The following is a 20,142-nucleotide window of genomic DNA, read 5'->3' on the forward strand; positions in this document are numbered from 1 at the left end:
ATTGCTAGCCATTCGGTTACTAGCGCTTTCCACGTTTCGCGGATAACTTTCTTTTTTCGCGGTTATCTACTCATTTATAGCGGATATAAGAAAATTTCCGCGGAAATAATGAGAATTTCGCAGATAAACGCCACTAATTCGCGGATAAACAGCAAGCACGGTCACGCTACTCTCCAAAAAACCACTCAAACCAGTGTTCAAACCGCGCGATATCCCTTCGTCACATACCAGATCATATAGCTAAAGAACGATACTCCAAGTGTTCCAAACAGAATCACGGATTGTAGCTTATATCCTTTGTTTGCGACCATCCAATCTGTAGCCATATGAAAAACCGCTGCCAAATCTAGCATCTCTATCTCCTCCTGAGTTAGGTGATACTAGATTATAAGCAAGCGGTTTAACAAATATGCCTATCAATTATATAACGTTTTCAACCGATCTGTTAATTCCATGAATGCTTCGCGGTTTCGCTCGTCTAATGCTTTATCTATTTCTTTCATTAGTAGTTCTTGTCTTTGTTTGAGTGCGTTAGTATGGACGTGGTCTAGTAGCTCTGCGATTACTTCCTGACTTTGCTCCGACACTTGGTTTGAATAGATTTTTCGATGATCCATTGTTTCATCCTCCATTCTATTATTAGAAACGCAGCTACAATTGTTATCGCTGTTACTATAACTCTAACCGATTTTATAGAAATTTAAACAACATAAATGCAGATTCTTTTTATTTTTCTGACATTAAGTAAATATTACTAGAGTATTTCCTAACTCTCCCTACACCTTCACTTCTTTGACAACGGCTTGAAACGCCTGTTCCAAATCTGCAATCAAATCCTCTACATCCTCTATACCCGCTGAGTAACGAATTAATCCTTCTGGTATGCCCATAGCGGCTCGCTCTTCTGGGGTGCACTCTACGTGACTCGTTGTACGAGATGGTCCTACCGTTGTTTCCACTGCTCCAAGATTTGCGGCTCGGTTCGCATACTTTAGTTTCGGCAGAAGGTGTTTCACTGTTTCCACCCCGCCTTTTACCGAAAAGCTAAACATACCGCCAAAACCTTTCATCTGCTGCTTCGCGATGGTATGACCTGGGTGATTTTCGAGTCCCGGATAGAAGACGTCATCGACAAGCGCCTGTGACTGTAAGAACGTCGCTACCTTCATCGCGTTATCGCACTGCTTCTCTACACGAAGTTTGAGTGTTTTCATCCCTCTCAAAAGCAAATATGCACTCATCGGATCCATCGTTGCTCCATTAATTTCCCGGTAGTGGTAAATCTTTTCAACCAGATTTGAATTGCCACAAACCACACCGCCCAAGGCATCTGCATGTCCGCCAAGAAATTTCGTTGCACTATGGATAACAAGGTCTACTCCGAGGGCAAGAGGGTTCTGATTGATTGGAGTAGCAAACGTGTTGTCGACCACCACAAGAGCCCCTACTCGATGCGCCGTCTTTACCATTCGCTCGATATCCGTTATTTTCACCGTAGGATTCGTTGGCGTCTCGAGGTAAAGAATACGACATCCCTTTTCGACTTCTTCTTCTATAAAATCATGATTTCCTGTTTCACAAAGCATCACGTCGATGTTTAACCTAGGAAGAAATTCTGTGAAAATTTTATTCGTTCCTCCGTACGTATCTTTGATCGAAACGATCCGATCACCTGGAAAGAGAAACGTTGCGAGCGTATTGCTGATCGCTGCCATACCTGTCGAGAAACTCGTAGCCGCCTCTGCTCCTTCGAGCGCCTTCACCTTATCTTCAAACGCCTGAACAGTAGGATTCGTATTTCTTCCATAGATGTGGCCCTTCTTATTTCCGACCGCAACCTCATACCACTCATCCATATCATCGTACCCATATGCGACGCTGTGAACGACCGGAACTTGCGTTGCTCCGTGTGCAAGATACTCTTTTTCCCCGGCCCAGACGGACGCTGTACCCATTCCTGGTTTACTCAAAATCAATCTCCTCCTCTTATCAAACTGCATCGTTCCCCATCATCGAAACGCCTTTTGCATTGATTAACTTTCTAGGAAAATCCGCCAGAACTTCGCTACCGCTCTCCGTGACTTTAATCGACTCACTAATTTCAATGCCGAAATCGTGATACCAGATACCAGGAATCAAATGAAATGCCATATTCGGTTGTAGAATCGTCGCATCACCTTGTCGAATACTCGCCGTATGCTCGCCCCAATCTGGTGGATAGTTCAATCCGACCGAATAGCCAAGCCTCGAATCTTTTATGATGCCATGACGCGCGATCGACTTCCGCCAAACCTCTCCGACCTCTTCACATGTGACGCCAGGCTTTACAAAAGCAAGCGTTTCGTTAAGTCCTTCCACCACCACTTTACCGACGTCTCGCACTCTCTCACTTTGCGTTCCTACCGAGACCGTACGCGCCATCGGACAGTGGTAGCGTTTGTAACAACCTGCAATTTCGATGATGACGAGATCATTGTGACGATACCGCTTGTCTGACCACGTTAAATGCGGTGTACACGTATGCTCACCGGAAGGTAACATCGGCACGATCGCAGGATAGTCTCCACCAAATTCAGGTGTCCCACCTATGAGACTGCTATAAATATCAGCCACCACATCACATTCCCGCACGCCTTCAGAAATCGTTTCGACAGCTTTTCCCATGCCAAGTTCAACAAGACGCGCTGCCCTTTTCATATAGGTGATTTCTTGATTGGATTTAATCATCCGAACGCGATTAACAAGGAGGGTCGCATCTTTCCACTTCGCATTAGGAAGTGATTTCTTTAACCTCTCAAATGCTAGAGCTGTGAAGTAGTACGCCCCCATCTCTACGCCGATGTGGCGATCAGCCTGATCGATTTCCTCAAGCGATTTCGCAACAAAATCCATCGGATGTTTGACGTTCGAGTGCACATAGTCATCGGTATACGTTACAAGATTCTCGTGGCGAAGCCATGTTGTCGCCTTCGCGCCATTGCCGTCCATTTTTCTCCCGATCCAGAGGGGCTGATCTTCATCGATGATGACAACGACCATCTGATCGACATAAAATGACCAGCCGTCATAACCAGTTAAATAATTCATGTTGGCAGGGTCAGTAATGAGCAGAACCTCTAGGCCTTCATCGAGCATCCTTCGCTTTGTCTTCTGAATTCGTTCCTGGTACTCTCGCAACTCGAATGGCATCATCGGGACGTCGCCACCTTCCGAAAAACTATTATTTAAATTTTCAGTTAACTCATACTACCATCATCTGACGCTACCAGACAACTACCAATTTATATAAATTTTAGCGATTATGAGAAGGAGTTGGAAATCAAGCGATTATCTAGAAAAAGCAGACCCATTCGTAATGGATCTGCTTCTAAAAAACCGATTGTTTTCGGATCATGTCTCTCCACATTCAATGGATTCATGAGCAAGTATCTAGCATATAAAATCTTTTATCCACTGCTAATACAGGGAAATTGTTCGGCAGATCTCTCGACTCGACACGAACAAAATTGTTTTTCTCATAAAATCGATGCGCCGCTACAAATTGCGGGGTCGTTCCGAGATAGATCGCATGAACACCGTTCTCCATTGCCCACCTTATTGCTTCATGCAGTAAGCAGCTTGCTATATGAAGTGGTGCCCCTCGATAATCTTTATCTACAAACATCTTACGGAGTGCAAGCTCACTACTTCCGATGTCGAGAAGACAGATCGTCCCAACTACTCTCTCACCATAAATTGCCAACCAAAAGTTCCCATTACCTGTTTGATAGAATTCCTCGATCGAAAACAAATCAGGCTGCTCATCTACCGTTATTGGTATTTGAAATTCTTTTTGTTGAATCGTTGAAATTAACTCTACAACTTGTTCTTGATACTCTTTGGAATATGGTTGAATGACTAGACTTTGTTTCATAAGGTCACCTTTTTCACTTTAAATACTCTTCCACACGTTCTATTTCAAACAAGCCGCTTTCTTCTAAAAACTGTGACACTAAGTGAACATGTGCTGCCCCTATGATAAGTAACGTGCGATCACCTAGTTCGTTCGTAAGTCTTGCAATATTGTTATAGATAATCAAGTTCCTCTGATACCACCAATGAACCCAATCGATCCCAACGTATTGCTCGTTTTTTCCAATACGAGCGATATTCATATACATTTCATGATTTTTTAACACGAACTCTGTAGCGTTCAATTCTCGTAAAAGCTCGATAATCGTTTTGTTCTCCAGGGTCTTATGGATATCTGACAAGTATGTTTTGTTTATGTAGTCATAGAGCTCCGGCTGTTCTTCTTGTGCCCATTCGAACACCTCACCAATCCCTCTATTCGCGCTTTCCATCCAATCGATCGCATACACGTTCTTGTGCTCTACTCTTTTCGCAAGTCGAAAACCGATTTGATGGACTTCATCCATCTCAAGCTCTCCGTCACCATTCAGATACCTTTCATACTCACGATTCAGACACTGCTCTTTCTCTGTTATAACTTCGAATGCTAGTTTCGTTGGCTTGAAACGCTCTAGCTTTTCTACCACGGTATGAATTTCTTTTTGTCTCTCATCCGTTTCGAGTTCATCGACATCCATTTTAAATAAATCTGCCGTATGCTTCATATGAAACATTCCAAGCACCATTACCTTTGACTTACCCAACTGACAAACTCCTTCCTAATCATTAAAGAATCGGCATCACTAATCTCCTCATAATGATTTCAACCACGTCTTCTACATAACGATTCTCAGTCGAAATGTACTCACCAAACCCTCCTGATGAGAAAGCATCCAAACACGCCTCAGTTTGTTGAAAAGCCCAACTTCCGTAAATTTCTCCTCTATATAATAATCTTTGCGTGATCGTTGCTTTACTTGCTGTTAAGCAAAAGTGATACGTCTCATGATCGAGTTGTTTAAAACCGTCAAAGATCGCGTGAAAATAGTCTGGTTTTCGAATTGTCATCGGAACAATAAGGTTTTTTTGATACTTTTCAATGGTGCGTTTTGCTATGGAGACAGTGAGCTCTCTCCACAACTCCAAGTCCTGGAAATCACCTGTAGGTGCTTCATCTTCCTTTATGTATGACGGAAGCAACTCTCTCAGCATACCTCCGATCTCCTCAGGATCAAAAAGCATACTGTTATCGATTTGCTTAAGGAGTTCATTTGATACTGTCGTTTTCCCTACGCCAAATGCTCCGTTGATCATAATAATCATAATTAGCCCAGAGCCTTTCCTGACACAACATGCCAATGAAGATGCTTTGACTCCTGATTGTTTCCTAGATTCGTAATAACCTTGCACGAGTCATGGTCTTCCGTAACCTTCTGAGCTACCTCCTTGATGACAAGCATCAACTCAAGTAGAAGGTCATGATCTGTATCATCTAGCGTGATTAAGGAGGAGATGTGTTTCTTCGGAATCGCAACAATATGTATCGGATAAAAAGGTTTTGTATGATAATAAGCTAAAACATTCTCTGTTTCTTTTACAATTTGAACTTCTGTCTTCCCGCTTAACACTTCTTGGCAATAAAAATCATTTATCACGTTCATTCACTCCTGTTTGATTTTCGAAAAACTCGTTCACTTGCTCACGATCCTCAAGTTTCGGAAGAATAAGGTCAAGAAGCTCTTCCTCTGAAGAGGCTCTGAATATGTCCTCCCCATACCATGCGGCTAGCTCATCTCTCGTAACAGAAATCACCTTACCACTATAATCAGCAGAGACGGTCTCAGCATTATGAATGAGCGTGAAGAGAAATGTAGCATTATAGAGTAACGCTTCCCTTTGCTCTTCTTTAGAATGACGACCAGAATATTGAGCGGTTAAGCCATATGGTTCACTTTTTGTCTGTAAAGAAAAGCCATCTAACTCTTCACTTCCAGGCAACAATCGCAACATTCCTCCTACTGCACTGTTGTCTCCTATGTATGAATCGTTGTATTGAAAGATGTCACCAGAACTTTCAACTGAACCACATCCACTGATCAAAAAAATGAGCATGGCGATGAGAACTAGTTTAATTCTCTTCATCATCAACCTCCTGTAAGTCCTTAAATGGCTTCAGCTCATCCGATTCGACTACAATCGCAGTCAGTCCATCTTGCGAAGATGTCTCGTGCCATTCCCCTGCTTCCCACATCGCAAGCTGCCCGCGCTGAATTCGGTGTGGTATTCGGTCTTCCCCTTTCACGACGCCTTCTCCCTCTAGCACGATGAACATTTGTGGCACAACCGCTTCATGGCCGCCGAGTAATCCATCTTGCTCCACATGCATACACGCAATTTGAATCACATCAACGCTTTCTTCGATCAACCTCATTATTGGTGAAATAACAACGTTCTTACTATCAAATTTCGTAATGTCTTTTCCAACACGTTTATCAAACCGGTAACGTCTCATCGGATCCCTCCTGAATCATGCACCATACATACTTCTATTCTAATAGCGATCTCCCTTTTATTTTTGTCAAAATGACCCAAATAGAAAGCCCCCCACTGTTCAAAAACACGTGGGGGACTACTATCATTCAATGGCACTTGACTATTTAATCGAATCACTGTAAATCCACATTCATCGTAAAGCGGAGCGATTCTGCCGGTGCTCCTTCCTCGAAGCTGCCGTTTCGTACAACCTCTTCTCTTCGATCGTTTCAGGAATAATACCTGGAACCGCTTTTGGATTCCCTTCTGCATCGACCGCTACCATCGTTAAGAACGACTCCGTCGTCATCACTTTCCTCCCATGAAGCAAATCATCCGCATATACTTTTACGTACACTTCCATCGATGTTCGTCCCGATCTTGTCACACATGCTTCTAACGTTAACGCATCACCAACCTTGGCTGACGATAAAAAGTCGACAGAATCGATCGAAGCTGTCACAACGACACAGTTCGAGTGTTTCATAGCTGTAAGTGCTGCAATTTCATCGATATAAGCAAGAACCTTGCCTCCCTAACGAAACGTCAGCTTCCATAATTGAATGATGAACAATGGTAAAAACATGCTTGCTACATATATTGTAATTGGTCCAAAAGCGAACCAGCGATGAACACCTTCTAATCCTTCAAACCAAAAAGGTAAAATGAATCATGCAACAATCAAATAGATAGAATGGCTTTTGCTTACGAACTCCTTTCCCCTTCGCAGCATAAAAACCCCTAGGCTCGTTCCCAACACCCAAATAAAACTATTTTGAACAAAGATTGTTGGAGATACACCATGCCTGGCCATTGCCGCTGTCCCTATCAAAAGAGCTGGCAACATATACAAATAGGTAGCCAAATCCTTTATCTTTACTCATTCATGTCGTTCTCCTCAAGCCTGATTTTATTGAAACAAATGATGCAACAACCGCTCTTTCTCATCAAAGAATTCTTTCATCACCTTATAATGCTCCGTATTCTCTAATTCTCTAATTCTGTCTCAGCCATTCCTTCGTCACTAAGCTGAATCATTTTCGAGTGTGGATATGCCATGATGATTGGGGAATGAGTGGAGATAATGAATTGAGAGCCTTGTTCAACAAGTTCATGGATACGAGCTAGCATAGACAATTGCCTTATTGGAGATAGTGCCGCCTCAGGTTCATCTAGAATATACAAGCCTTGTCCACGAAACCTATTCGTAAATGTCGCGAAAAAGGATTCACCGTGAGACTGTTGATGGAGCGATTCCCCCCAAAACCATCTACAACCTTTGCACCAGCCAGTGGATCGGCGTCCAATTCTTCTATGTTTGTCGCTAAATTATAATACGTTTCGGCTCGAAAGAAGAAATGATCTTTCGCTCGAAAAACGCCTTTCGCCAAACGTAAATAGCGATCTACATTCGAGTGAGAATCATAACTAGTAAAATTAAAGTTAAGCGTCCCTCCCTCTGGATTAAATCCTTACTTGATCGCAATGCCTTCAAGCAATGTCGACTTCCCCATCCCGTTCTCCCCGACGATATACGTAACATTTGGATGAAAGAATATCTCCTCGAACTTCCTTATGACTGGAAGATCAAATGGAAACGAATCATATGAAGGGATCGTATCTGACTGTAAATTGAGACGTTTTATATACTGCGTATCTGAAGTTAGTTTCATAGCTTCCCCTCGATTCTACAGAAGATTTTAAAGACCAACCGTACACCCATTCTACACCTAAATCCGGTCACCACACCTTAATCTCACTCATACATCTTCATTCCAGTTTACGCATAGGTATAGGAATGACTTTCATAAGAAGGAGGAGATCCTATCTCTGAGCATAAAAATCAAGATGAAAACCTGGTGAAGAAAACCTCCAAGCAGGCAAACGATCTTGTGAATAAATCTGCAGATACTGTTAACAACATGGTAAAGTCCGTTAGTGGAAAAGGCGGCCTTATTGGTAAAGTATCTGATACGTCCACTGATTTTGTTAAAAATGTGAGTAAGGCTGGGACGGACGCTGTGGGAAAAACAGCTGAAAAGGCGGAGAAAATGATCAAAGGAGTTTCCAAGAAAGTGTTCGGAAAGCAGAAAGATGATTAATACTATTGGATAAATGAGAGAACCTAATCGGGTTCTCTTCAGTTTAGAGGGAAACCCCGGTTATTAAGTCCCTTATACCGTAGGAGAACACTGCTTGCTTTCCTGAGGAGGTCCGCCCGAGCCTTCTCGGGAGTCAATCAGTATTCACTCCTACTGGATTGCAATCAAACCTTCCGACCTCTAATGATTAAGCAGGCATCTGCTTTCATTATTTATCCGTTGTTTTAGTAACTTTGTTTTTTCTCGTAATCATACACGAAAATGTAGATTGGAGCGGAAGGATGCTCGACTCCAGCGGGATGTGCGGGACAGGTGAGACCCCGGAGGCGCAACGGTTTTGTGCGCTGAGAAGGCTCACCGCCCGCCCCGCGGAAAGCGAGCATCAGGGAGCGGAAATCACCACCTTAACGTAGCAGATGGTCCTTAAGACTTTCTCGACAATCTGGAGAGAACCTAATCGGGTTCTCTTTTTTGATTAAAAATAGGCTCATTTTCACCCTACTAATCTTTGTGAATTCCAACCTACCATCTGTAAAAATATGTTAAGGTTTTAGAGTATGGAAAAATTAAGAGACAAGGAGATACAGTTAACATGGCAGCTATTTGTATGAGAGAATTCATAAGTTTGTTTAAGAGTATCAGATCCATCATCATCATCGCGGTACTGCTTGGTGTAACGTTAGGTACGGCGAAACTCATGAGCAATTTCAGTGGTGAGCTAAGCGAGATGGGATTAGACAGCCCCTATATCGCTGGTCTTACAGGGCTGTTAATGCTCGCAGGTCCTTTGTTTGTGATGAGCTTGTCTCATGACACCGTCAACAGAGAAGCGCACTCAAGAACAATGAGGTTTTTGGTGACAAAGATTTCGATCAACAGAATTGTGTTAGGAAAGTTTCTTGGTATTATGCTGTTTTGGAGCGTTTGTCTCTTCATTTCTATCATTCTTTTAATTCCATTCGCAAAAGCATTTTATGCAAAGGAATTGATTGAGACTATGTGCTACATGTCTTACTTTGTAACGCTCGCTCTCTTCTTATCCAGTGTGATTCGCAAGCCTGGATTGAGTCTGTTTATCGGTATGGTCGTTTCCATAGCCTTACCCTTGCTAGGATTCTGGGGGGCTTTTACAGAAACAAAGGTTGTCCTTATTGCGTTTAGTTACATAACGCCTTATTTCTATATCTCACAAGAAAGTACAAATTTTGTTTATTTTATACCACTTCTATCATCCGTCCTTTTAGGATTAAGTCTATTGCTAAGTAAAAAGAGGGATTACTAATGACGATCATCGAAACGAGTAAACTAACTAAAACATATGGTAACTATACCGCTGTCGATCATGTGGATCTATCCGTTAATAGCGGTGAGATCTTCGGGTTTCTTGGAAAAAACGGCGCAGGGAAATCGACGTTCATCAATATGATGACAGGCATTATCCGCCCAACATCCGGAACGATTAAGCTCTTCGGAAATGAGGCACATGCTGCACATCAAAGAAAGCTTGGAGTATTGCCTGATTACTCAACACTTTACGATGATATGACAGCACTACAGCACCTGCAGTTCTTTGGCAAGATTCTTGGCGTGAAGAAAAGCAAGGAAGAATACGCTTCGATTCTTGAACGCGTTGCGCTTCAAGATGCAATCGATACAAAAGCGAAGAAATTTTCGTTTGGTATGAAGAAGAAACTAGGAATTGCTCAGGCACTTGTGAATGACCCAAAGCTTTTGATCCTAGATGAACCAACATCCGGTATCGATGCGAACGCCGTTCTAACGATTCACGATCTCATTCGTGAAGAAGCAGCACGAGGAACAACCGTCTTCTTAACATCTCACAACCTTGATGAAGTAGAAAAGCTATGTGACCAAATCGCCATCATGAACAAAGGCACGATTCAGGCAAAAGGAAATATGGCGTCACTCCGACACAATTATCAACAAGACACTTCGATTACAATCAAGCATAGTGAAATCAACGAACAAGATCGTAAAGCGATTGAGCATATTCTACAACCTATTGCGAACAAAATCGAATGGTCTGAGAAATCCACCTCGATCTTATTGGATACGGAGGCACATATCCCTGAAGTGCACCGTACATTCGCTACGAAAAACGTCGACATTTATCGGTTTGATGTGTTCGAAGCATCACTAGAGGATATTTTTAAAGATTTCGGTAGAGAAGCTTCGTAAATATAATGAGCAGACATCTAGCTTAAATCGTGTTCCCACCCTTTGTGTTCAAAGTAGAACCAACTATATTGGTCTACTTTCACAGAGGGTTTATTTATGAAGTCATCATTAGTAGATATAAACTTCTTAGGACTTCAAAACCATTCGACTACAGATTTTGAACCATTTGTATTAGAATAGAGTGAGCGAAAGATAGGAGTGAATGATATGAAGAAAGATATAAAACTTATCGCGCTAGATATGGATGGCACACTAGTCAATCATGATGGCGAAGTATCAAAAGAAAATGAGGACGCTGTTCGTCGCGCGAAGGAAGCTGGGTATCACGTTGTGATCAGTACTGGTCGCTCTCTTCCTTTCTGCCGTGAGATCGCAGAACAGTTAGGTGAATCAGCATACTTGATCACAGTGAACGGTGGTCAAATTTTCGACCAACATTTCAACCTTGTGGATAGTACGCACCTCGATAGCGAAATCGTTGAAAACCTTTGGAACCTTAAGAAAAAGCATGATGTTTGGTTCTGGTCTTCTACAACAGAAGGTGTATTTAATTCAAACACACCATTCGAACGTGACCTACACGAATATGACTGGTTGAAATTCGGCTTCGATGTGAAGGACGATAATGTACGTCAGGTCATTTTAGATGAAGTGATGAGTAATGAGGCACTTGAAGTGACGAACTCTAGCCTGACAAACATGGAAATCAACCCCGCAGGTGTGAACAAGGCAGCAGCTCTTCGCAAAGTATGTAAGTGGCTTGATCTTTCTATGGATGAAGTGATGGCTGTTGGCGACAGCATGAACGATATCGCGATGATTCACGAAGCAGGCTTCGGTGTAGCGATGGACAATGCCCAGGAACGCGTCAAAGAAGAAGCTGACTGGATTACGAAATCATACACAGAACATGGTGTCGCTCACGCAATCGACTACATCATGAACGACGAGTGACAGGTACCACCCGGTTTAACTCGAAACATGTCGAAAGGCAGGGCGAATGGATTCCATTCGCCCTGCCTTTTTTAATGCTATTTTATGATGATTGCTCCGTCTTCACTTCAAGTGTATACGGCTTATGCGTATGAAGATCTTCCCCTTTTTCAACGTGAACCTTCATAGTATAAGTACCCTCGTCCATGATTTCTGTTTTCGCCTGGTATTCTCCAGCTTTCATCTCTACAGCATCCGTGTAAATATGCTTCTCTTCTCCCTCTTTCCAGTATTCAAATCGAACACTCGCACCTTCGACTGTGCTGTCTTCCATTTGTACCATCGCTGTGAGTTCAGTTGGATGATCAGATGCCTTTTCGAGCATGATCATTAGTTCTGAATCATGATGACCTTCCTCGTCTTGTTCTTTCTCCATGATCTCAACACTAAGTGAGTCTGCAGCTTCGCTGTCTGCGTCTCCCACTGAGCTATTCTTCTCTTCAGAACCTTTCATCTCACTCTCTTCCTTCATCGTTCCACTATCCTTCTCATTCATTTCTGATGAATTGGTTTCTTTAGCACCGTCTTCACTTGTGCCACATGATACTAAAAATAACGAAAGGCCAACAACGGCTAGTATCTTCATCTCGATCTCCCCTTGATTTCATTTAACTAGCTAACGTCTTCCTTCACCATTTAGATCATTGAAAGCAAAAAAAAGAAGCTGATCGCTCAGCTTCTTTGTTAACCAATCCTATTTTCTAATCTTACTAATCGACAGCTTCTCCTGCACGATTCGAATCGCTTCAGCAAGCAAAGGCGCAATGGAAAGCACGGTAATCTTATCGATGTTTTCATCCTTAGGTAGAGGAAGCGTGTTTGTTACCACGATCTCTTTAAGGTTCGATTGGGCGATTTCTTGTGTTGCTGTTCCTGAAAGAACAGGGTGTGTAAACGTTGCGTACACTTCTTTCGCACCGTTTTCTTCAAGGATTTGAGAAGTGAACGTCACGTTTTTCGCTGTATCGATCATATCATCGATAATGATCGCTGTTTTTCCAGCAACATCGCCGATCACATTGATCGTGGAAGGTTCGCCTGTATCATATGAACGTCGATCGATCAGTGCGATTGGAGCATCGAGCAGTGACCCAAGCTTACGCGCACGTAGCGCGCTGCTGTTATCAGGAGCTACGATTACGATATCTTCAAGCTCTTTTTTCTCAAAGTACTCCGCCAAAACTGGAATTCCAGAAACTTGATCAACAGGAATGTTAAAGAATCCTTCGATCTGATTCGCATGAAGATCTACCGTTAACACTCTTGTAGCACCTGATCGTTCTAGCATGTTAGCGATCAATTTTGCCGTGATTGGCTGTCTGGGACCTGTTTTGCGATCCTGACGAGCATAGCCGTAATAAGGAAGCACCACATTAATCGTTTTCGCTGAAGCTCGCTTCAATGCATCGATCATAATGAGAAGCTCCATTAAATAGTCGTTTCCTGATCCAGATCCACCGATGGACTGAACAAGATATGTATCACATCCGCGAATACTTTCTTCCACATTCATATTGATCTCTCCGTCGGCAAAGCGCTTAACGGAAGACTTCCCTGACTCAATTCCGAGCAGTTTGACTACTTCTTCAGTAAGTTCAGGATTTGAATTCAAACCAAATACTTTTACGTCTTTTTCTTGGCGTAGCATAGCGTAGCTCCTTTATGGTTCGTTTTCGATAGGAAGTTTCCAATCAATAAACGTAATTTAAGGGAAACATTTTCTCTTCAACTATAACACAGCGCCCTTCTAACTTTCTTCAAAAAATTAAAGGAAATCATGCTCGTTTTCTTATCTCCATTGAATGGATTTCACGATATAAATAATGAGTGTCCCAAATAGGATGACCAGAAATACGGGAATCACCCAAAACTGAAGTCCATCTTGCTGTCCATTCCACATCTGAACAATCATTTGGGTCAATAGTGCAAAGAAGATACTGATTTCATTTTTGATGAGGCGAATCAATGTAACGGCAAAGTAATACTGCCTTTCTGCATTTCCTTCTTTAATCTTGACCACATAGTTAAATGATTGCGGTATTCGCTCTAGGAAAGACAGTCCAATCCATAAGATCACTCCAATGGATGGAAGAAGAAAAATCGTCCACTTGTCCCCCCACCGATCAGGCTCTCCTGTTGCATTGAAATGCTGTGGCACTGTTTCAGGTATGCTAGACCAATTGATCACAATAGAAGCGAGGACAAGCAGCAATGCTGTAATCCCAATGATATCTAGAACCTTATGAAGAAATGGCTTTTCTATATCGATATCGGGTCTTGAGCTATTTCCCATCCTAACCCCTCCTTTTCTTTTCTATCATACTATACGATTTGAGGGCTTCGAAGTTTCCTTATAGCTCCTTCTTAAACACATAGCTCACTTTATTGTACGACATCTTCTCTTCATAAAAGCGATGCGCATCATAGCGCTGCATGCCTGAAGAAAGCGCGATGGTCGTATAGTTATCGTCCACCGCCCACTGCTCTACAAAGGAAAGGAGCGCCTTTCCATACCCTTTCGAGCGATCTTCCTTTCGTGTGACGAGATCGTACACCCAGATACTTCTTCCATAATAGAGAGTAATCATCGGGGAGAATCCGATCACTGCTACGATCTCTCCTTCTTCATAAAGCGCATAAAGATGATACGAACCTTTCTCACGAGCTTCATTTACATACTCTAAATACGTCTCTTCATCTAAATTCGGTCGCAATTCTCTCATCACAACGAAAGCTTCTTTTAATTCTTCTGTTGACTTCATTTCCTTAATCATTTGTAACTCCTCCAGGAAACAGCATGCCATACGAATACCCTAATCGTTCAAAGCCGGATTTTTGCAGAATTGGTTCACTCATCGTACTGGCATCTACAGTTAAGATCGGGTGCCCCAATTCCATTGCTTTCTTTGCACGCGCTGCTAAAAGCGCTGTGTAATGTCCTTTTTTCCGATGCGCAGGTAGCGTTGAGCCACCCCACATACTAGAGAAGTTCTCGCCCTCAAGGTACATCCATGCAGCACTAACCAGCTCGTCGTCTTCATAAATACCATAAAGACGGAGAGCATTTGTTTCGGTAAAATCTCTCCACAATCGTTCACCTAAATCTGCAAAGGATTCATTCCAAATCGTTTCCTCAAGCTTCATGATCGCGTTGATTCCTTCTACATCGCTTATTTCTTTCACGATTGACGTGTCGTGTGATAATAGAAAATGATCTTCAGTTAGCGCGATGACCATCAGCGCTTCCTTCTCACCTTTTTCGAACCCTTCCTCTTGAAGAAGATCTACCAAGTTCGATGGCTCATCGTAGCTATATACTTTCCATTCGAAACCCTGATTTAATTCTCCAAAACGGCTTTGTTCTCCCTTTATAACCTTTATTGCATTTTCACTCGTCACTTCCGCATAAATGATGAATCCACTTTCACTACTATGTAACGAAACATGACGAATAACATGATCGGTCTCTTCCCTTCGAAAACCAGGAGGCGTAACGTTTTGTCTCATTTCGTTATCAAACAACGTTCTCAATTCATTTTTGTCCATATGACACCTCAATTATTTTGTATTTCAATACAAATTTAGAGTCCTTTTACACATACTATCATTGTCCGAAAGAAGTTGGGAAAGCATTTGGAAACCATTTCTATAAAAAAATGAAAATTGAGCGGTTTACGACTCCCAAATAAGGGTAATTATTTCTATAGCTGATAGACAAGGTGAAATTTTATGTCAGGATACCTTACATAAATCCACACTTGTTCGTGGTTATCGGTAAAATAAAGAATAGTTAAAAAACTTTTTAAAGGTGAGGTAATGTATGACGATTACAAAAGAAAGCATTAAACAAGTGATTTTGGATGAAGTTCAAGAAAAAAACGTAGAATTCATTCGACTAGAGTTTACTGACATGCTTGGCGAAACGAAGAATGTTGAGTTACCTGTTGAAGAAATTGAAAGTGTTATGAACAATGAAGCAATGTTCGATAGCTCTTCCATCGCCGGCTTTTCTGATATTCAAGAAAGTGACATGTACTTATTCCCTGATCTTGAAACATTCAAGGTACTTCCTGAAGCGGTTGATACTGACTGCATCGCTCGCTTTATTTGTGACATTCACACTCCCGATGGTGAGCCATTCGAAGGTGACCCTCGCTATATTTTAAAAAGAGCTATGAAAGAAGCAGATGATCTAGGATATACAGTAAATGTTGGACCTGAACCAGAATTCTTCTTGTTCCAATTGGATAAAGATGGCTATCCTATCCGTAAAATGAATGACCGTGGTGGATATTTCGATGCATCACCAAAAGACAAAGGTGACCAAGTACGACGCGATATCGTTCGCACGCTGAAGAAATATGGCTTTGAGATGGAAGCATCTCACCATGAAGTTGCAAAAGGACAGCATGAAATCAACTTCCGTTTTGACAGCGTGCTAAAAGCAGCTGACAACATTCAAACGTTCAAGAGCGTTGTAAAAGACGTTGCGACTGGACATGATTATCACGCGACATTTATGCCAAAGCCATTTGCTGGCGAAAACGGTTCTGGTATGCACTGCCACCTTTCCCTCTTCACAGAAGGAGAAAGTGCATTCTTTGATGAAAACAAAGAAGACGGTATTTCTGACACAATGAAACACTTCATGGCTGGTATTCTTCAACATGCGAACGGTCTTGCGGCAATCACGAACCCTAACGTGAACTCTTACAAGCGTCTCGTTCCAGGATATGAAGCTCCTGTAAGTGTAGCGTGGTCTCACTCTAACCGTAGCTGTATGATCCGCGTTCCTACAACTCGTGGCATGGGTACACGTTTCGAAATTCGTAACCCAGATCCAACTGCGAACCCATACCTAACGCTAGCTGCAGTTCTACATGCAGGTCTTGAAGGTATTCGTGATGAGCTTGATCCAGGTGAACCAGAGTCTCGTAACCTTTACGAAGTGTCTACAGATGACGTTCCTACGCTTCCTACAAACCTTAAAGAAGCAATCAAAGCTCTTAGAGAAGACAAAGTTGTCATTGAAGCACTAGGTGAGCACACATCTAAATCTTATATTGAAGACAAAGAAAAGGAATGGCTCGACTACTCCCTTAACGTAAGTTCATGGGAAGTTGAACGGTATATGAATAAGTAAAAGCAAAAAAATCCGCTCAAAGCTTTGAGCGGATTTTTTTTATCCTCCGAAAGACCATATAAACATGAAAAAGAACGTCGCAAATAATGAGAAAAAACTTATGATCGATGAAAGTACAGGAATAAGCTTGTTATAAGACGTTTCTTTTCTAACTGCAAAGATAGAAATAATAAAAATCGGTAAGCCCGCAAACAACCCAACCTTCATCACTAAAGTGATTGCTTCAAGTGGAGCTACTTGATAGAGGCCTACGATAAAAGCAATAAACACACCCAAATAAAACAAAAGAGACACTGCACAAATCCTACCTAGCACTGAAGTCGGCAATCAATCGCTCCTTTCATCGAACTTTTATGTTTCATTATTTATCTCGATTTGGAGCTTCACAAGCTTCTCATCGAGCTTCTGACTTAGTTCAATAACTTCACCACTTGAAAATGCTTCTGCTTCATATGCAACTTCATAAAGCGCCATCCGTAGTTCATAGATTTCTTCCTCTAACTTCTTCACCTACCGAACTCCTTACCTAGTATCATTAGTATTACTTTAACATAAAATATCCATTATTTGTTAATGTGTAGTGATAAAGGGGGCCAGGATGGGGCCAGGTACGTACCTGACCCCATCAAAAAAAGAGAAGCTGATAAATCAGCTTCTCTCACACTATGAATCTTTTAACTTTATTAAGCGTTTGAGCGTTTTCTAGCAAGTAGTAAAAGTGCGCCAACAAGCATTACACCAACACCAACCATGATATAAGTCGGGAAAAAGGTTGCTGTGTCAGGTAATTGATCGCCTTCTGTCTCGTCAGTAGTGCCTTCATCAGTATCTCCATCTACGTGCACTTCTGGAAGGATGTCATTACGGTTACCAAAGATCCATTCACCAGATTCATAGATATAATCGATTTTTAACGTACGACCCTCATACAGGTCGCCTGTGGCAGCCTGAGAGAGTTTGTAATGATTTTCATTCACTTTTGTAAAATCATACTCCCGATTAAAATCGATTTTGAGGCGACCATCTTGTGGTAGGACCATGACCTTTCCATCTACTTCTTTGAATTTGCTATCTACATAAATTTCTGCAAGTTCAGGGACCATGATTTGGCCAAAAACCTGCTCCAACTCCTCCATCGTATCATGGCCTTTTGAAATAAGTACGCTTTCTTCATTCTCTACTTTTAAGAACTCATTAAATTGCGCTTCTAGCTCCTTTACTGGGGGCTCTCCGTGATCCTGAGCTAAAGCTGTGTTTTGGAAACCCATAAATAATACACCAGTGATAATGACGAGCGCGGAAAGAAGTCTTCCCATTGTAAAACCTCCTGAATAGATTTTTCGGCGCGTTTATGTATTAAATTTAATATTTGTAATATTACTGTAATCTTACGCCTGTCTTGTATACTATCATAGTCTTTTATGAATGCAAGTAATTACCATTAAAATGTAAAATATAGTATTCTCTCTGATCCCTTCATCTAAAATAAAAAGAGAATCTGGCAATTCAGCTTTTCTCCCAATCCCCATACAAGGGACGTCCTTTTCCGATGTTCGAAAATATCGAATTCCGCAACATCTCTATATGTCATTGACCCATATTTTTTTAGTTGGTATGATTCTCCCTATAAATTTATAAGCAACAGATACTCTGTATAAGTTCAGGAATACGGCCTGAGCGTTTCTACTAGCTACCATAAATAGCTTGTCTACAGGGAATAGTGAACTTTATCATATTCCTTGTGCTCAGGCTTCGGTAGCGTACCGAAGTCTTTTTTTTATTTAATTTCAGGAGGGTGCATGATGAGAAACTTCTTCCAGTTGACGGAACGAGATACAACTTTTAAGAAAGAAACACTAGCAGGTGTTACGACGTTTCTTTCAATGGCATATATTTTAGTCGTTAATCCGATTATTTTGAGTGAAGCAGGGATGGATAAAGGCGCGTTATTTACAGCAACGGCTCTTTCTGCAATCTTTGGTTCACTGCTTATCGGACTGCTTGCAAACTTTCCAGTCGGCATTGCGCCTAGTATGGGACTCAATTCGTTCTTTACCTTTTCAGTCGTAATCGGCATGGGTATAGAATGGCAGGTTGCACTCACAGGTGTTTTCATCGCTAGTGTTATCTTTGTCATTCTAAGTTTATTGAAGATACGCGAAAAAATTATTAATGTTATTCCAAAAGATTTGAAATATGCGATTGCAGCTGGTATCGGGTTCTTCATCGCATTTATAGGACTTAAAAATGCAGGTATCGTTGTCAGCAACGATGATACGTTCGTTACGATCGGTAACCTCACATCACCGACCACTGCTCTTGCTGGATTTGGATTTATTATTACGTTGATGATGCTTGTCCGTGGTATTCGTGGTGGGATATTCTATGGTATTGTGATTTCCACGATTATAGGAATGATCTTTGGTCTTGTTGATGTTCCTACGAAAGTTGTTGGAAACGTCCCAAGTCTTGAACCTACATTCGGTGTCGTTTTTCAGCACCTTGGCGATATCTTTTCATTAGAGGTCCTAGCTGTTATCTTCACCTTCCTATTCGTTGCCTTCTTTGATACGGCCGGTGCTTTGATCGCAGTAGCAAGTCAAGCTGGCATGATGAAAAACAATCAGATTCCTAACGCGGGACGTGCTTTGTTAGCGGATTCTTCTTCAGGTGTAATCGGTGCAATCTTTGGTACCTCAACGACAGCTTCATTCGTTGAATCATCGGCAGGTGTCGCCGTTGGAGGAAGAACGGGTTTCACTTCTGTCATCATTTCGATCTGTTTCTTTATTGCCCTCTTCTTCTCACCAATTCTAGGCGTCATCACCCCAGAAGTAACGGCACCAGCTCTCATCATCGTAGGTGGGTTGATGGCAACAGAAGTGAGACACATCGACTGGAGTCGATTAGAAGTCGTCATTCCAGCTTTCGTTACCATCATCATGATGCCTCTCACATTCAGTGTCGCAACAGGAATCGCACTCGGTTTTATCCTCTACCCCTTCGCTATGATCGCGCAAAAGGAATGGAAGCAAGTCCATCCGATTATGTATACCCTCGGTTCATTATTCGTACTCTACTTTATATTTCTTTAATGGGGTCAGGCACACGCCTGACCCTTTTCTATTTATAGTACTATTATACCGCTACCAAACTCCCGATTATCTAATTACTGGAAAAATTGATGGAAGATACTTGCTATAAAATTAGAGTATGCTAGTATATTGGGCAGGTGCTAGATTACAGAAATGTTACAAAGATTAATATTATTACATAACCGGC

General features: G+C 41.9%; 24 protein-coding genes, 2 pseudogenes and 1 riboswitch. Of the genes and pseudogenes, 6 read left to right on the top strand and 20 right to left on the bottom strand.

What is annotated here, in order from left to right; translation table 11 throughout:
• Window positions 1-197: 197 nt before the first annotated feature.
• The 12 genes and pseudogenes from SJY16_RS15825 to SJY16_RS15880 all read right to left on the bottom strand — a co-directional run bounded on the left by SJY16_RS15825 (window position 198) and on the right by SJY16_RS15880 (window position 8,096).
• Window positions 198-353 carry a hypothetical protein gene (locus tag SJY16_RS15825; RefSeq protein ID WP_224883166.1) on the bottom strand — a complete coding sequence of 52 codons (156 nt, stop codon included), beginning with the start codon at window positions 351-353 and terminating at the stop codon, window positions 198-200.
• A 63-nt stretch (window positions 354-416) separates the two neighbouring features.
• Window positions 417-617 carry an IDEAL domain-containing protein gene (locus SJY16_RS15830; RefSeq protein ID WP_377890664.1) on the bottom strand — a complete coding sequence of 67 codons (201 nt, stop codon included), beginning with the start codon at window positions 615-617 and terminating at the stop codon, window positions 417-419.
• Between the two features lie 159 nt (window positions 618-776).
• Window positions 777-1,955: a cystathionine gamma-synthase family protein gene (locus SJY16_RS15835; protein ID WP_377892289.1), complete on the bottom strand. Its 1,179-nt coding sequence runs from the start codon at window positions 1,953-1,955 to the stop codon at window positions 777-779.
• Window positions 1,956-1,989: 34 nt separating this feature from the next.
• A complete protein-coding gene (locus SJY16_RS15840; protein ID WP_377892291.1) occupies window positions 1,990-3,189 on the bottom strand; it encodes a M24 family metallopeptidase in 1,200 nt (399 codons plus the stop codon).
• A gap of 226 nt (window positions 3,190-3,415) precedes the next feature.
• Complete coding sequence (locus SJY16_RS15845; protein WP_377890666.1) at window positions 3,416-3,913, bottom strand: GNAT family N-acetyltransferase; 498 nt, start codon at window positions 3,911-3,913, stop codon at window positions 3,416-3,418.
• A 13-nt stretch (window positions 3,914-3,926) separates the two neighbouring features.
• Window positions 3,927-4,655 carry a DUF5694 domain-containing protein gene (locus SJY16_RS15850; protein WP_377890667.1) on the bottom strand — a complete coding sequence of 243 codons (729 nt, stop codon included), beginning with the start codon at window positions 4,653-4,655 and terminating at the stop codon, window positions 3,927-3,929.
• A 22-nt stretch (window positions 4,656-4,677) separates the two neighbouring features.
• Window positions 4,678-5,214, bottom strand: coding sequence for an AAA family ATPase (locus tag SJY16_RS15855; RefSeq protein WP_377890669.1), 537 nt, complete (start codon window positions 5,212-5,214; stop codon window positions 4,678-4,680).
• A 2-nt stretch (window positions 5,215-5,216) separates the two neighbouring features.
• A complete protein-coding gene (locus SJY16_RS15860; protein ID WP_377890670.1) occupies window positions 5,217-5,552 on the bottom strand; it encodes an HIT domain-containing protein in 336 nt (111 codons plus the stop codon).
• Complete coding sequence (locus SJY16_RS15865; protein ID WP_377890672.1) at window positions 5,536-6,036, bottom strand: DUF4825 domain-containing protein; 501 nt, start codon at window positions 6,034-6,036, stop codon at window positions 5,536-5,538. The genes SJY16_RS15860 and SJY16_RS15865 overlap by 17 nt, the downstream gene beginning before the upstream one ends.
• On the bottom strand, window positions 6,020-6,403 hold the full coding sequence (locus SJY16_RS15870) for a cupin (RefSeq protein ID WP_377890674.1): 384 nt from the start codon (window positions 6,401-6,403) through the stop codon (window positions 6,020-6,022). The genes SJY16_RS15865 and SJY16_RS15870 overlap by 17 nt, the downstream gene beginning before the upstream one ends.
• Window positions 6,404-6,574: 171 nt before the next feature.
• Window positions 6,575-6,958 (bottom strand): annotated as a pseudogene (locus tag SJY16_RS15875) (acyl-CoA thioesterase); the annotation flags it as partial.
• 375 nt (window positions 6,959-7,333) lie between these two features.
• A pseudogene (locus SJY16_RS15880) lies at window positions 7,334-8,096 on the bottom strand (AAA family ATPase).
• A 186-nt stretch (window positions 8,097-8,282) separates the two neighbouring features.
• Here SJY16_RS15880 and SJY16_RS15885 point away from each other — a divergent pair.
• The 4 genes from SJY16_RS15885 (at window position 8,283) to SJY16_RS15900 (ending at window position 11,678) form a co-directional block, all read left to right on the top strand.
• On the top strand, window positions 8,283-8,525 hold the full coding sequence (locus tag SJY16_RS15885; protein WP_377890676.1) for a hypothetical protein: 243 nt from the start codon (window positions 8,283-8,285) through the stop codon (window positions 8,523-8,525).
• Between the two features lie 592 nt (window positions 8,526-9,117).
• A complete protein-coding gene (locus SJY16_RS15890) occupies window positions 9,118-9,807 on the top strand; it encodes an ABC transporter permease (protein ID WP_377890678.1) in 690 nt (229 codons plus the stop codon).
• Window positions 9,807-10,724: an ABC transporter ATP-binding protein gene (locus SJY16_RS15895; RefSeq protein WP_377890680.1), complete on the top strand. Its 918-nt coding sequence runs from the start codon at window positions 9,807-9,809 to the stop codon at window positions 10,722-10,724. The genes SJY16_RS15890 and SJY16_RS15895 overlap by 1 nt, the downstream gene beginning before the upstream one ends.
• A gap of 207 nt (window positions 10,725-10,931) precedes the next feature.
• Complete coding sequence (locus SJY16_RS15900; protein ID WP_377890682.1) at window positions 10,932-11,678, top strand: Cof-type HAD-IIB family hydrolase; 747 nt, start codon at window positions 10,932-10,934, stop codon at window positions 11,676-11,678.
• An 82-nt stretch (window positions 11,679-11,760) separates the two neighbouring features.
• Here SJY16_RS15900 and SJY16_RS15905 read toward each other — a convergent pair whose 3' ends face one another.
• From SJY16_RS15905 to SJY16_RS15925, 5 genes are all read right to left on the bottom strand, one after another.
• The gene (locus SJY16_RS15905; protein WP_377890684.1) at window positions 11,761-12,303 is read right to left on the bottom strand and encodes a FixH family protein; all 543 of its coding nucleotides are present in this window, start codon (window positions 12,301-12,303) and stop codon (window positions 11,761-11,763) included.
• A gap of 108 nt (window positions 12,304-12,411) precedes the next feature.
• A complete protein-coding gene (locus SJY16_RS15910) occupies window positions 12,412-13,365 on the bottom strand; it encodes a ribose-phosphate diphosphokinase (RefSeq protein ID WP_377890685.1) in 954 nt (317 codons plus the stop codon).
• 141 nt (window positions 13,366-13,506) lie between these two features.
• Window positions 13,507-14,010 (bottom strand): DUF1648 domain-containing protein, encoded by a 504-nt coding sequence (locus SJY16_RS15915; protein ID WP_377890686.1) that lies wholly within the window; start codon window positions 14,008-14,010, stop codon window positions 13,507-13,509.
• A 58-nt stretch (window positions 14,011-14,068) separates the two neighbouring features.
• Entirely contained in the window at window positions 14,069-14,491 is a 423-nt protein-coding gene (locus SJY16_RS15920; RefSeq protein WP_377890687.1) for a GNAT family N-acetyltransferase, read from the bottom strand.
• Window positions 14,484-15,263: a GNAT family N-acetyltransferase gene (locus SJY16_RS15925; protein WP_377890688.1), complete on the bottom strand. Its 780-nt coding sequence runs from the start codon at window positions 15,261-15,263 to the stop codon at window positions 14,484-14,486. The genes SJY16_RS15920 and SJY16_RS15925 overlap by 8 nt, the downstream gene beginning before the upstream one ends.
• Window positions 15,264-15,537: 274 nt before the next feature.
• Between SJY16_RS15925 and glnA the strand changes: the two genes are divergently transcribed.
• The gene (gene glnA, locus SJY16_RS15930) at window positions 15,538-16,860 is read left to right on the top strand and encodes a type I glutamate--ammonia ligase (RefSeq protein ID WP_377890690.1); all 1,323 of its coding nucleotides are present in this window, start codon (window positions 15,538-15,540) and stop codon (window positions 16,858-16,860) included.
• A 39-nt stretch (window positions 16,861-16,899) separates the two neighbouring features.
• On the opposite strand, the gene SJY16_RS15935 is transcribed toward glnA, so the two are convergent.
• The 3 genes from SJY16_RS15935 to SJY16_RS15945 form a co-directional block, all read right to left on the bottom strand.
• Window positions 16,900-17,187, bottom strand: a complete 288-nt coding sequence (locus tag SJY16_RS15935) for a hypothetical protein (RefSeq protein WP_377890692.1) — start codon at window positions 17,185-17,187, stop codon at window positions 16,900-16,902.
• A gap of 24 nt (window positions 17,188-17,211) precedes the next feature.
• The gene (locus tag SJY16_RS15940) at window positions 17,212-17,370 is read right to left on the bottom strand and encodes an aspartyl-phosphate phosphatase Spo0E family protein (RefSeq protein ID WP_377890694.1); all 159 of its coding nucleotides are present in this window, start codon (window positions 17,368-17,370) and stop codon (window positions 17,212-17,214) included.
• 173 nt (window positions 17,371-17,543) lie between these two features.
• Entirely contained in the window at window positions 17,544-18,176 is a 633-nt protein-coding gene (locus tag SJY16_RS15945; RefSeq protein WP_377890695.1) for an LPXTG cell wall anchor domain-containing protein, read from the bottom strand.
• Window positions 18,177-18,490: 314 nt separating this feature from the next.
• A riboswitch (purine riboswitch) is annotated at window positions 18,491-18,591 on the top strand.
• A 71-nt stretch (window positions 18,592-18,662) separates the two neighbouring features.
• On the opposite strand from SJY16_RS15945, the gene SJY16_RS15950 reads away from it, so the two are divergent.
• Entirely contained in the window at window positions 18,663-19,955 is a 1,293-nt protein-coding gene (locus tag SJY16_RS15950) for an NCS2 family permease (RefSeq protein ID WP_377892293.1), read from the top strand.
• The last annotated feature ends 187 nt before the right edge of the window (window positions 19,956-20,142 follow it).

This window comes from Alkalihalobacillus sp. R86527 (genome assembly GCF_042466185.1).
GTDB lineage: Bacteria > Bacillota > Bacilli > Bacillales > Guptibacillaceae > Guptibacillus.